This window comes from Amycolatopsis vancoresmycina (assembly GCF_000716785.1).
In the GTDB taxonomy this organism is placed as follows: domain Bacteria; phylum Actinomycetota; class Actinomycetes; order Mycobacteriales; family Pseudonocardiaceae; genus Amycolatopsis; species Amycolatopsis vancoresmycina.
This window is the reverse complement of the sequence record NZ_JNYY01000006.1, coordinates 1-11,616: the sequence shown is the minus strand read 5'-3', so window position 1 is coordinate 11,616 and position 11,616 is coordinate 1. Positions and strand designations below refer to the sequence as shown.

At 73.6% G+C, this 11,616-nt stretch carries 13 protein-coding genes; 10 read left to right on the top strand and 3 right to left on the bottom strand.

Annotation, left to right across the window (positions count from 1 at the left end):
* Positions 1 to 69 precede the first annotated feature (69 nt).
* A complete protein-coding gene (locus OO60_RS15015; protein WP_003105081.1) occupies positions 70 to 1,362 on the bottom strand; it encodes an FAD-binding oxidoreductase in 1,293 nt (430 codons plus the stop codon).
* 70 nt (positions 1,363 to 1,432) lie between these two features.
* Between OO60_RS15015 and OO60_RS15010 the strand changes: the two genes are divergently transcribed.
* The 3 genes from OO60_RS15010 to ligD are packed head-to-tail and all read left to right on the top strand — an operon-like array spanning position 1,433 to position 4,141.
* On the top strand, positions 1,433 to 2,317 hold the full coding sequence (locus tag OO60_RS15010; protein WP_003105083.1) for a LysR family transcriptional regulator: 885 nt from the start codon (positions 1,433 to 1,435) through the stop codon (positions 2,315 to 2,317).
* A 31-nt stretch (positions 2,318 to 2,348) separates the two neighbouring features.
* On the top strand, positions 2,349 to 3,146 hold the full coding sequence (locus OO60_RS15005) for an oxygenase MpaB family protein (protein WP_003105085.1): 798 nt from the start codon (positions 2,349 to 2,351) through the stop codon (positions 3,144 to 3,146).
* A gap of 38 nt (positions 3,147 to 3,184) precedes the next feature.
* Positions 3,185 to 4,141, top strand: coding sequence for a non-homologous end-joining DNA ligase (gene ligD / locus OO60_RS15000; RefSeq protein ID WP_003105088.1), 957 nt, complete (start codon positions 3,185 to 3,187; stop codon positions 4,139 to 4,141).
* Here ligD and OO60_RS14995 read toward each other — a convergent pair.
* A complete protein-coding gene (locus OO60_RS14995; RefSeq protein ID WP_003105089.1) occupies positions 4,138 to 4,881 on the bottom strand; it encodes a CDP-alcohol phosphatidyltransferase family protein in 744 nt (247 codons plus the stop codon). The genes ligD and OO60_RS14995 overlap by 4 nt on opposite strands.
* 67 nt (positions 4,882 to 4,948) lie before the next feature.
* On the opposite strand from OO60_RS14995, the gene OO60_RS14990 reads away from it, so the two are divergent.
* From OO60_RS14990 to ribA, 6 genes are read left to right on the top strand one after another with little or no spacing between them, the layout of a single operon-like run.
* Entirely contained in the window at positions 4,949 to 5,911 is a 963-nt protein-coding gene (locus OO60_RS14990; protein ID WP_003105092.1) for a zinc-dependent alcohol dehydrogenase, read from the top strand.
* 31 nt (positions 5,912 to 5,942) lie between these two features.
* Complete coding sequence (locus tag OO60_RS14985) at positions 5,943 to 6,341, top strand: 6-pyruvoyl trahydropterin synthase family protein (RefSeq protein ID WP_003105095.1); 399 nt, start codon at positions 5,943 to 5,945, stop codon at positions 6,339 to 6,341.
* A complete protein-coding gene (locus OO60_RS14980) occupies positions 6,338 to 7,405 on the top strand; it encodes a glycosyltransferase family 4 protein (protein ID WP_003105097.1) in 1,068 nt (355 codons plus the stop codon). The genes OO60_RS14985 and OO60_RS14980 overlap by 4 nt, the downstream gene beginning before the upstream one ends.
* Positions 7,402 to 8,292, top strand: a complete 891-nt coding sequence (locus tag OO60_RS14975; RefSeq protein ID WP_003105100.1) for a class I SAM-dependent methyltransferase — start codon at positions 7,402 to 7,404, stop codon at positions 8,290 to 8,292. Before OO60_RS14980 ends, OO60_RS14975 begins: the two co-directional genes overlap by 4 nt.
* Positions 8,289 to 9,308, top strand: coding sequence for a lysylphosphatidylglycerol synthase transmembrane domain-containing protein (locus OO60_RS14970; protein WP_003105102.1), 1,020 nt, complete (start codon positions 8,289 to 8,291; stop codon positions 9,306 to 9,308). The genes OO60_RS14975 and OO60_RS14970 overlap by 4 nt, the downstream gene beginning before the upstream one ends.
* Positions 9,305 to 9,958, top strand: coding sequence for a GTP cyclohydrolase II (gene ribA, locus OO60_RS14965; RefSeq protein ID WP_003105106.1), 654 nt, complete (start codon positions 9,305 to 9,307; stop codon positions 9,956 to 9,958). Before OO60_RS14970 ends, ribA begins: the two co-directional genes overlap by 4 nt.
* Positions 9,959 to 9,990: 32 nt before the next feature.
* On the opposite strand, the gene OO60_RS14960 is transcribed toward ribA, so the two are convergent.
* Positions 9,991 to 10,692: a creatininase family protein gene (locus OO60_RS14960; protein ID WP_003105109.1), complete on the bottom strand. Its 702-nt coding sequence runs from the start codon at positions 10,690 to 10,692 to the stop codon at positions 9,991 to 9,993.
* 29 nt (positions 10,693 to 10,721) lie between these two features.
* Between OO60_RS14960 and OO60_RS14955 the strand changes: the two genes are divergently transcribed.
* Complete coding sequence (locus OO60_RS14955) at positions 10,722 to 11,522, top strand: inositol monophosphatase family protein (protein WP_033261537.1); 801 nt, start codon at positions 10,722 to 10,724, stop codon at positions 11,520 to 11,522.
* The last annotated feature ends 94 nt before the right edge of the window (positions 11,523 to 11,616 follow it).

The window sequence follows — 11,616 nt, the reverse complement described above, 5'->3', positions numbered from 1 at the left end:
CCATAGGTGTGATCGACCGGCCGAGTATATGGCCCCGATTTCCCGGCCATTTCCCCGGCCGGATCCGCATTACCGGGCCCGGAAGGCGTTCTCCGGGTCGAACCGCCGGTTGAGCTCGCGGAGCCGCCGCAGGTCCGCGGCCGGGTAAACGCCCTCCGCGACCTCCTCCGGCGCGTGCTCGCCGTACACGAACGGCAGCAGGCGGCCGGTCGTCCACGGCGCCAGTGCGTCGAACAGCTTCGCGTGCGCGCGCCGGACGGCCGCGACACCGTCGTCGCCGACCACCGACAGCGCCCGGACGACGAACTCGGCCGAGCGGTCCCAGCCCACGCCGGGGGTCTCCGGCGTCCGGGCGAGCGCGCCGCCCAGCCGGTCGACGATCAGCACGGGCGGGGTCGCCGCGCCCGGGCCGGCGTGTTCGAGGACCGCGTCGAGCATGGCGTCGTTCAGCTGGGACACCGTCGCGTTGGTGCCGTGGTAGCCGTGCGGCTGCCGCGGCTCGGCCGCGATCGAGCCGGACTCGGTGAACGGCAGCACCCGCAGCGTGTCCGCCAGGGCGGGCGCGACAGCCCGCAGCGGTGCAACCAGGGAGTCGCCGTCCTCGCCGAGGTAGGCGATCCGGACCTGGGCTGCGTGCTTCCCGCGCAGCGGCTCGGGCACCATCGGCAGGTCGGGGTACGGGATCATGGCCACCGACGTCGTCAGCGTGTCCGGCGCGGCCGCCGACCACGTCCGCCAGGCCCGCAGCACGGCAGGCACGTCGGCGCTGTCGAAGGTGAGGCTGCCGCCGTAGAGCTCGCGCACCGGCAGGAGCTCGAACTCGATCGCCGTCACGACGCCGAAGCCGGCGCGGCCGCCGCGCAGGGCCCAGAACAGGTCTGAGCCGGGCTCGGCGCGCCGGAGCTCGCCGTCGGCGGTCACGACGTCGAGCGCGCGGACGTGGTCGGCGGCGCGACCGTACCGGCGGGCCATCAGCCCGAAGCCGCCGCTGAGCGTGTAGCCGACGACACCGACGTCCGGGGACGAGCCGCTGAGCGGCGCCAGGCCGTGCTCGCCGGCGGCCGCGATCACCGCTTCCCACCGGGCACCCGCCTCGACGCGGGCGGTGCGGGCGGCGACGTCGATCTCGACACCGGTCATCCGGCGGGTGCTGATCAGGACGCCGTCGGTGCCCGCCGTCAGGCCGTGCCCGGTGGCCTGGACCGCGACGGCCAGCCGGTGTTCGGCGGCGTAGCGCACCGCGGCGACGACGTCTTCGGCGCTCTCGGCGGCGACGACGGCGGCGGGTGCGGTGGGCACCGCCGTCTGGAATCCGGCGAGTTCTTCGGCGTACCCGTCCTGGCCGGGGTGGAGGAGGTTCATGCCTCCAGCTTCGGGCGAGCCCGATCAGAAGTCCAAGATCTGATTTTTCTGCTGGTTAGAATTGCTGCTTATGGAACTGCACCAGCTCGCGTACTTCGTCGCCGTCGCCGAGGAGGGCAACTTCACGCGCGCGGCGGAGCGGCTGCACGTCGCCCAGCCCGGAGTGAGTGCGCAGGTCAAACGCCTGGAGCGGGAGCTGGGGCAGGAGCTGCTGGACCGCTCGGGCCGGACGGTCCGGCTCACCGACGTCGGCGCCGCCGCCCTGCCGCACGCCCGCGCCGCGCTCGCGGCGGTGCAGGGCGTGCGCGAAGCCGTCGAAGAGCTGGCCGGGCTGGTTCGCGGTCAGGTCGCGATCGGCGCGGTGACGTCGGCGGGCCCGGTCCGGCTGCCGGACCTCCTGGCGGGCTTCCACGAGCGGTACCCGGCGGTGGAGATCACGCTGTCGGAGGCCAACTCCGACACCATGCTCGTGGCCCTGCGCGAAGGCCGCCTCGACCTCGCCGTCGTCGGCCTTTCGACCCCGCCGCCGCCCGGCATCGCGACGCAGGTGCTGCTCGACGAGCCGTTCCTGGCGGTCGCCGCGCTTGACGGCCCGCTGGCCGGCCGGGTCGAGGTGGCGATCCCCGACCTCGACGGCCTCCCGCTGATGGCCCTGCCCAAGGGGACCGGCCTGCGCACGGCGCTGGACGCGGCGTTCGCGCGGGCGGGGCTGACGCCGCGGATCGCGTTCGAGGCGGCCGACCCGAACGTCCTGGTGCAGCTGGCGACGCGCGGGCTCGGGGTGGCGATCGTGCCGGAGTCCCTCGGCCGGTACCACCAAGCGGAGCTGCAGGTGGCCGGGATTCGCGGGCCGGCCCTGCGGGGCGTGCTGGCGCTGGCGTGGCGGACGGACGGGCCGCTGAGCCCGGCGGCCCGCGCCCTGATCGCGTTCGCCCGGGCGGCCTACCGCTCTTGACTGGCCGTCAACAACGGCGTTCCCTGGGTGGGTGACGGACACCGCCCTCCGCGACGCCGTCGTCGGCGCCGGGCTGCTCGCCGGCAGCGCGAACGTGATCATGCAGCTCTCCCGCGCGCCGGTCGGCTACGGCGTCCTGGAGAGCCGGGTCGACAGCGGCAACCTCTTCCGCCACCCGGTCAAGCGGACCCGCACCACGCTGACCTACCTCGCGGTCGCGACGATGGGCACCGACGCCGAGCGCGCGGCCTACCGCCGGGGCGTCAACCGGGCCCACGCACAGGTGCACTCGACGGCGTCGAGCCCGGTCGCCTACAACGCCTTCGACACCGAGCTGCAGCTGTGGGTCGCGGCCTGCCTGTACAAGGGCTTCGAGGACGTCCACGTCGCCATCGCCGGCGGCGAGCCGGGGCGGTTCTACGCCGCCGCCGCGCCACTGGGCACGACGCTGCAGGTGCGGCCGGAGATGTGGCCCGCGGACCGCGCGGCCTTCGAGGAGTACTGGACCGGCGGGCTGGCCGCGGTCGGCATCGACGACACCGTCCGCCGCTACCTCACCCGGATCGTCGACCTGGAGTTCCTGCCCCGCGTCTTGGCCGTGCCCGGACGGCGGTTCCACCGGTTCGTCACCACCGGGTTCCTCCCGCAGCGCTTCCGCGACGAGATGCGGCTGCCCTGGACCGCCGCCGACCAGCGCCGGTTCGACGCGCTGCTGGCCGGGCTCGGCCGGGTCGTCCGCCTGCTGCCGGGACCGCTGCGGCGGTTCCCGTACAACGTCTTCCTCGCCGATCTGCGGTGGCGGCTGCGCACCGGACGTCCGCCTGTTTGAGAGTTGACCGCTCTGCGCGGGGGCGCAAGGGTGGGCCGATGAGCAGCGACGAAGTCCGGCACGGCGTCAAGCTGAGCAGTCTCGACCAGGAGGTCTTCCCGGAATCGGGCGTCACCAAGCGGGAGATGCTCGACTACCTCGAAGCGGTGGCCGAGCGGATGCTGCCGGAGCTGCACGACCGGCTGCTGACCGTGCTGCGGGTGCTGCGCGGGCAGGGACCGTTCATGCAGAAGAACCTGCCGAAGTACACCCCGGACTGGGTCGAGCGGGCCTCGATGTGGGCCGAGACGTCCAAACGGGACGTCTCCTACGCGCTGTGCAACGACCTGCGCACGCTGCTGTGGTTCGGCAACCAGCGCGCCATCGAGTACCACACGTCGCTGTTCCGCCGGGACGTCGCGAACGGGCCGACGCACCTGATCCTCGACCTGGACCCGCCCGCGGACGCCCCGTTTTCGCTCGCCGTGGGCGCCGCGAAGCTGGTGCGGGAGGCGTTGCGCAACGACGGCCTCGACGGCGCGGTCAAGACCAGCGGTTCCAAGGGCGTCCACGTCTTCGTGCCGCTCGCGCCGGGCCAGTCGATGGAGGACATCGCGGCGGCGACCCGCGCGGTCGCGGTCCGGGCCGAGCGCATCGACCCGGCCCTGGGCACGACGGAGTTCGTGGTCGAGCGCCGCGAAGGCAAGGTGTTCCTGGACTCGACCCGTGCCGGCGGCGCGACGGTGATTTCGGTCTACAGCCCGCGCCACCGCCCGGGCGCACCGGTGTCGTTCCCGGTCCGCTGGACCGACGTCGACGGCGTCAAGCCGGGCGACTTCACCGTCCACACGGTCCCGGACCTGCTGGACAGCGGCGACCCGTGGACGGCGGAGATGCCGGAGCCGTTCGTGCTCCCGGCGGACCTGGTCGAGGAGGGCCACACGATCCCGATCGCCCGGGTGGCCGCGATGCACGAGGGCAAACGCCGGGCCCGCGCGGCCCGCGAATCGGGCTAGGCGGCCTGGTTGTGGCCGTAGCCGAGCGGGCGGCGCAGGGACGTGAGCGTGATGATCCGGGCCGGCGCCACGCGGTGCCGGGCCAGCCAGCCGACGTCCCGGCCGAACGACCAGGTCAGCGAGGCCAGGGCGAGGGCGACCGCCGCGAAGGTCAGTGAAACCGGCAGCAGCCCGGACACCGCCACCACCAGCACGACCCCCTGCACGGCCGCCACCGTCTTGCGGGCCATGCTCGGGTAGAGCGGCGCGGTCAGCCACGGCATCGTCCACGAGGCCGCCACGAACACGTACCGCATCAGGCCGATCGCCAGCACCCACAGCCCCAGCGTGCGGGACACCTGGATGCACAACAGCAGGATCAGGAACGCGTCGACTTCCATGTCGAAGCGCGCCCCGAACTCCGACGCCGTGCCGGTGCGGCGGGCCACCTGGCCGTCGAGGCCGTCCAGCAGCAGGGCCACGCCGACCAGCCCGACCAGCCAGCCGAGTGAAAAACCGCCTTCGGCGATCAGCGCCGCGGCGCAGCCGACGAGCACCGCGCGGGCGAACGTGATCCAGTCCGCCGGCCCGAAGGCAGCGCGCCCGCTGCGGCGCAGGCCCCACTCGGTGAGCAGCACCAGCGCGAGGCCGTACACCACGCCGGTCGCCCACGCGAGCAGGGAGAACCCGCCCGCGAAGGCCCCCGCGGCGAGCACCGGCGCCGGGATCACCGCACGCAGGAGAAGGTCGTGTTTGATCATCGTCGACTCCGCGAATTGCTCATAGGGTGGCGACACCAGCCTCCGGTCGCCCGCTGAGGAGAAACACGTGGAACAGGCTTTCTGGGTTCAACGTCCCGGCTCGGGACAGCTGCGCGAGGCGCGGCTGCCCACGCCGGGGCCGGACGACGTGCTCGTCCGCACGCTGTGCTCCGGCGTCAGCCGCGGCACCGAAACCCTCGTCTTCCGCGGCGGCGTCCCGGCGAGCCAGCACGACGTCATGCGCGCGCCCTTCCAGGAGGGCGAGTTCCCCGGCCCGGTCAAGTACGGCTACCTCAACGTCGGCGTCGTCGAACGTGGCCCGGCGCACCTCGAAGGCAAGACCGTCTTCTGCCTCTACCCGCACCAGACCGCGTACGTCGTCCCGGCGACGGCCGTGACCCCGGTGCCGGACGCCGTCCCGCCCGGGCGCGCGATCCTCGCCGGCACGGTCGAGACCGCGGTGAACGCCGTCTGGGACGCGCGGCCGCGGCTCGGCGACCGGATCGCCGTCATCGGCGCCGGGATGGTCGGGGCGAGCGTCGCCAAGCTCCTCACCGGCTTCCCGGCGACGCGGGTCCAGCTGGTCGACGTCGACCCGGCCAAGGCGGCCATCGCCGCCGCGCTCGGCGTCGATTTCGCCACGCCGGAGCAGGCGCTCGGCGACTGCGACCTCGTCGTGCACGCGAGCGCCAGCGAAGCCGGGCTGGCCCGCGCGCTGGAACTGCTCGCGCCGGAAGGGGAGGTCGTCGAGCTGTCCTGGTACGGCGACCGCCGGGTGCGCGTCCCGCTCGGCGAGAACTTCCATTCGCGGCGGCTGGTGATCCGCAGCAGCCAGGTCGGCACGGTCGCCCGGCCGGACCGCGACTACGCCGAGCGCCTCGCCGTCGCCCTCGAACTGCTGGCCGATCCGGCGTTCGAAGCGCTGGTCAGCGGCGAGTGCGCGTTTAAGGATCTTCCGTCCGTGTTACCCAGGCTGGCCGCGAATGAACTTTCCGCCCTGTGCCTCCGTGTCATGTATCAGCCGCAGTGACCACGTCCACCCGAACGCATCGGAGGTCTTGGTGTTCAGCATCACCGTCCGTGACCACGTGATGGTCGCCCACAGCTTCCGCGGGGAGGTCTTCGGACCCGCGCAACGCCTGCACGGCGCGACCTTCGTGGTGGATGCGACCTTCCGCCGGGCCGAGCTCGACGAGGACAACATCGTCGTCGACATCGGCAAGGCCACGGAAGAGCTCAAGGCGGTGCTGAGCGACCTGAACTACCGCAACCTCGACGACGAGCCGGAGTTCAAGGGCGTCAACACCTCCACCGAGTTCCTCGCGAAGGTCGTCGCCGACCGCCTCGCCGACGCCGTCCACGCCGGACGCCTCGGCGAAGGCGCGCGCGGCCTCGAAGGCATCGCCGTCTCGCTGAAGGAATCGCACGTCGCCTGGGCGAGTTACGAGCGTGCCCTGTGAACTCCCTCTACGTGATCCTCCCGGGGGACGTCGACGACTCGTCCGTCCCCAGCGGCGGCAACACCTACGACCGCCGCCTGTGCGACCGGCTCGCCGCGGCCGGCCTCGACGTGCACGAGATCGCCGTCGCCGGCAGCTGGCCGCGGCCGGACACCGAGGCCCGCGCGGTCCTCGGCCACCTCCTCTCCGCGCTGCCCACCGGCTCGGCCGTGCTGCTCGACGGCCTGGTCGCGTGCGGTGTCCCCGAGGTCGTCGTCCCGCAGGCGCGGCGGCTTTCGCTCTCGGTGCTGGTGCACCTGCCGCTGGCCGACGAGACCGGCCTGCCGCCCGCGCTCGCCGCCGAGCTCGACGCGCTGGAGCGCGAGACGCTGCGGGCCGCCGGCTCGGTCGTCGCGACCAGCGAGTGGGCCGCCCGCCGGCTGATCGACCACCACGGCCTGGCCCCGCACCGCGTGCACTCGGTGACGCCGGGCGTCGACCCGGCGCCGCCGGCCGTCGGCACCGACGGCGTGTCCCGGCTGGTCTGCGTGGCCAACGTGACCCCGCGCAAGGGCCAGGGCGTGCTCGCACAGGCCCTGGAGACCGTGGCCGACCTGCGCTGGACCTGCGAGTGCGTCGGCGGGATCCGCCGGGAGACCAAGTACGTCGAGCGGCTGCGCGAGCACCGGCTCGGCGCCCGCTTCACGCTCACCGGCCCCCGCACCGGCGCGGCGCTCGAGGCGACCTACCACACCGCCGACCTGCTCGTGCTGCCGTCGCGCGCCGAGACCTTCGGCATGGTGGTCACCGAGGCCCTCGCCCGTGGCGTGCCGGTGCTGACCACCGACGTCGACGCGCTGCCGGACACGGTGGGTGTCGCGCCGGACGGCTCGGTGCCCGGGATGCTCGTGCCCGGCGACGACGTCGAGGCGCTCGGCGCGGCCCTGCGCCGCTGGCTCACCGAGCCCGCGCTGCGGACGCGGCTGCGCGCGTCGGCGAGGCTGCGCCGCGAGACCCTGACCGGCTGGGACGACACCGCCCGCCGGATCGCCGACATCCTCCTGCGGCAGGAGGCGGCGGCATGACCGCGTTCGCCCCGGACTGGCTCTACCTGCGCGAACCCGCGGACGCCGCGGCCCGCGCCACCGAACTCGTCGACCCGCTGCGCGACTTCCTCGCTGAGACTGCGGGGGTGCAACCCCCGCACCCCGCCCGGGAGGGCTCCGCCCCCCGGACCCCCCGGGGTGGTTTCGTCGTCCGCGACCTCGGCTGCGGCACCGGCTCGCTCGGCCGCTGGCTGGCCGCCCGGCTGCCCGGCACCCAGCACTGGATCCTGCACGACCACGACCGCGACCTGCTCAGCCGCGCGCAGGCGAGCCTCCCGGAGACCGCGCTCGACGGCAGCCCGGTCGACGTCGTCGCCGAGCAGCGGGACATCACCGCGCTGCGGGCCGCCGACCTCGCCGGGACGTCGCTGGTCACCGCGTCCGCCCTGCTCGACCTGCTGACCAGGGCCGAGATCACCGCACTGGCCACGGCGGTCGTCGAAGCCGGCTGCGCGGCGCTGCTGATGCTGTCGGTCACCGGCAAGGTGGCGCTCTCGCCCGCCGACCCCCTCGACCCCGCGCTCGCGGCCGCGTTCAACGCCCACCAGCGCCGGGTCACCGAAGACGGCCGCCGCCTCCTCGGCCCGAACGCCGTCGACGTCGCCGCGACCGCGTTCAGCAGGCTCGGTGCCACCGTCGTCCGCGCGGACAGCGCGTGGCGGCTCGGCCCGGACCAGGCCGAACTGCAGCGGCAGTGGCTCGAGGGCTGGGTCGGCGCCGCCGTCGAGCAGCTGCCCCAGCTGCGCCCGGTCGCCGACGGCTACCTGCAGCGGCGGCTCGAGATGGCGGCGGCCGGCGAGCTGCACGCGGTCATCCACCACGGCGACCTGCTGGTCCTGCCGCCGAGCCTGGAGGTGGCGGCGTGAAGCGCGCACTCGCCTGGCTGCGGATCCTCGGCGCGGCGGGCATCCTCGCCGTCCTCGTCTGGCAGCTCGGCAGCGCCGCCTTCCTCGACGGGCTCGGCCGGATCAGCGTCCCCGGCGTGCTCGCCGCCCTGGTCATCGGCTTCGCGACGACGCTGTTCAGCGCGGGCCGCTGGCAGATCGTCGCCACCCGGCTCGGCCTGCGGCTCTCGCTGCGCACCGCGGTCGGCGACTACTACCGCGCGCTGTTCCTCAACGGCGTGCTGCCCGCGGGCGTCCTCGGCGACGTCCACCGCGCGGTCCAGCACGGCCGGGACAGCGGGGACGTGCCGCGCGGCGTGCGGGCCGTCGTCCTGGAACGCACCGCGGGCCAGGTCGTGCTGATCGCGTCCGCGGTCACCGTCGTGCTCGGGGCGCCTTCGGTGGTGCCCGGTGCGTTCCGCGAGGTCGTCGTGGTCGCCGGGGTGGTCGTCGTGCTGGCCGCCGTCGCCGGGCTGGTCGTCGGCCGCCTGCTGGGCGGGCGCTGGATCCACAGCCCGTCGAAGTTCCGGCGCGGCTTCGCCGTCACCCTCGCCGACGTCCGGCTCGGCCTGCTGACCCGCGAGACCTGGCCCAGCGTGGGCTTCCTGTCGGTGGCGACGCTGGCCGGGCACCTGGCGCTGTTCGTCGTCGCCGCCCGCGTGGCCGGGGTGGCCGCGCCGGTGTGGCAGCTCGTGCCCCTGATGGTCCTCGCGCTGCTCGCGATGGGCCTCCCGCTCAACATCGGCGGCTTCGGCCCGCGCGAGGGCGTCTGCGCCCTGCTCTTCGGCGCGGCCGGTCTGGGGGCCGCCCAAGGTGTCACCGTCGCTGTCGTCTACGGCGTGCTCACGCTGGTCGCGAGCCTGCCCGGCGCCGGTGTCCTGCTCGTCCGGAGTGTCGCCGGGTTCCGCGTGACCCGCGCTCCGCACACCGGTGCCGTGCCCGCTCCGCGCGTTGCGGCCGGCCCCGGATTGGAATCGGAAGTGGGGTTGAAGTCATGACCGCAAGTGAGGTCGTCGGGGATCTGCCGCGCCGGGCCGTGGTCGAGCGGGTGGTCGAGACCCGGCTCCCGACCCGGCACGGGACGTTCCGCGCGGTCGGCTACCTCGACCGCACCGGCACCGAGCAGGTCGCGCTGGTGTACGGCGACGTCTCCCCGCTCGGCGCCCTGACCAGGGTGCACAGCGAATGCCTGACCGGCGACGTCTTCGGCTCGACGCACTGCGAGTGCGGCGACCAGCTGGCGGCGGCCCTGGACCGCATCGTCGAGGAGGGCTCGGGCGTGCTGGTGTACGTCCAGGGCCACGAGGGCCGCGGGATCGGCCTGCTCGCGAAGCTCGAGGCGATGCGGCTGCAGCAGGACGAGGGCCTGGACACGGTGGACGCGAACGTGGCGCAGGGCCTCCCGGTCGACGCCCGCGACTACCACGCGGCGGCGGGCATCCTGACCGACCTCGGCATCCGCTCGGTGCGGCTGCTGTCCAACAACCCGAAGAAGGTCGAACAGCTCACCCGCTACGGAATCCGGATCAGCGAGCAGGTTCCGCTGCTCGTTCCGCCGAACCCGGAGAACCTGCGCTACCTCCGGACGAAAGCCGAGCGGATGGCCCACCTCCTCCCGCACCTGGACCAGGCCTTCGCCGGCTCGTGAGTGGTAAGGCGGGTTAGAACCCGCCTTACCACTCACGACGAGGTGAGCACCTCGAGCACCGCGGGGAAGCGCTGGACCAGGGTGTCCAGCACGACGTGCCCCTTCGCCGCGCTCGCCAGCGAAGGACGGCCGACCACCCCCGACTCCGTGTACGCCCGCAGGCCCAGCGTCAGCAGGTGTTCCCGGTCGGTGACGTGGTCGGCCGTTTCGTGTCCCGGGCCGACCAGGTGCGGGTGGGCGTGCAGCAGGATCGACGTCTCCAGCTCGCCCGCGTGCATGTCGTCGTCCAGCGAGGTCCGCAGGCCGGCCGCGGTGTGCGCCGCCCGCCAGTCCGCGACCCCCGGGAACAGCGCCATCGCGCCGGCCGCCTCCTGGACCACATTGGACAGTACGTAGTTGCCGCCGTGCCCGTTGACCAGCACGAGCCGCTCCACGCCCGACGCGCGGAGCGACGCGGCGACGTCGGTGACCACCGCGTGCAACGTCCGGGCCGAGATGCTCACCGTGCCGGCCCACCCCGCGTGCTCGTGCGAGCACGAGATCGTGATCGGCGGCAGGTGGAGCACGGGGTGGGCGTCGGCGACGGCTTTCGCCAGCGTCGCCGCGATGATCGTGTCGGTCGCCAGCGGCAGGTGCGCGCCGTGCTGCTCGAAGCTGCCGACCGGCAGCACCGCGACCGACGCCCGCCGCTGCTGCTCGTCGGCGGTGGTGGCGAGCGGGAACAGATCGGTCATGACCGCGGCCCTTCACTAGGTTGGTGAGCATGACCGAGCATGCCGCACTACTGGACGTCGCGCGCGAGGCCGTGGCGAGGGCGACGGAGATCGTCCGGTCGCGCCCGAGTTTTTCCGTTTCCGCGAAGGGCGATCGCGACCTGGTGACCGACGTCGACACGGCGGTCGAGGACGCGCTGCGGGCGTTCCTCGCCGCCGAGACGCCGGAGATCGGCATCCTCGGCGAGGAGCGCGGCCGCAGCGGGGAGCGCGGCGGCCGGTGGTGGGCGCTCGACCCGATCGACGGGACCGCCAACTTCGCCCGCGGAATTCCGCTCTGCGGGATTTCCCTGGCTCTGGTGGACGGCGAACACAGCACAGTCGCCGCGATCGCGCTGCCGTACCTCGGCGTCACGTACACCGCCGCGCGCGGCGAAGGTGCTTTCGCGAACGGAGAGCGCGTTGGCGCGTCGGCCGCGACGGCGCTTCGCGACGCGATGATCGCCGTCGGCGACTTCGCGATCGGTGAACTCGCCGAGGAGAAGAACCGCGCCCGGCTGACGCTGCTGTCGGACCTCGGTGCGCGGGCGCAGAAGATCCGAATGCTCGGCACGGCGGCCATCGACCTCGCCTGGGTGGCGGACGGAAAGCTCGACGCCGCACTGATCCTGTCCAACAACCCCTGGGACACCATGGCCGGCGTGCTCCTCGTGCGCGAGGCCGGCGGGGCCGTCGTCGACCGCGACGGCAGCGAGCACACGGTCGGTTCCGCGGCGACGATCGCCGTCGGCGCCGGGCTGCGTAAGGAGATCGTGGGTGCGCTTGATCGCGCGTACGGGGTTGTTCGTTAGAGCCTGTCTTGGATCTTGGTTAGGTGGTCCTGGCCCGCTGTTTCTGGCGGGTCAGGCGCCTGGTCATGATAGTGATCATGGAGAGGTTGATGAA

Coding starts and splice junctions, on each gene's coding strand:
- OO60_RS15015 (WP_003105081.1), bottom strand. CDS start 1,362: ATGAACCTCCTCCACCCCGGCCAGGACGGGTACGCCGAAGAACTCGCC.
- OO60_RS15010 (WP_003105083.1), top strand. CDS start 1,433: ATGGAACTGCACCAGCTCGCGTACTTCGTCGCCGTCGCCGAGGAGGGC.
- ligD (WP_003105088.1), top strand. CDS start 3,185: ATGAGCAGCGACGAAGTCCGGCACGGCGTCAAGCTGAGCAGTCTCGAC.
- OO60_RS14995 (WP_003105089.1), bottom strand. CDS start 4,881: ATGATCAAACACGACCTTCTCCTGCGTGCGGTGATCCCGGCGCCGGTG.
- OO60_RS14975 (WP_003105100.1), top strand. CDS start 7,402: ATGACCGCGTTCGCCCCGGACTGGCTCTACCTGCGCGAACCCGCGGAC.
- ribA (WP_003105106.1), top strand. CDS start 9,305: ATGACCGCAAGTGAGGTCGTCGGGGATCTGCCGCGCCGGGCCGTGGTC.
- OO60_RS14960 (WP_003105109.1), bottom strand. CDS start 10,692: ATGACCGATCTGTTCCCGCTCGCCACCACCGCCGACGAGCAGCAGCGG.
- OO60_RS14955 (WP_033261537.1), top strand. CDS start 10,722: ATGACCGAGCATGCCGCACTACTGGACGTCGCGCGCGAGGCCGTGGCG.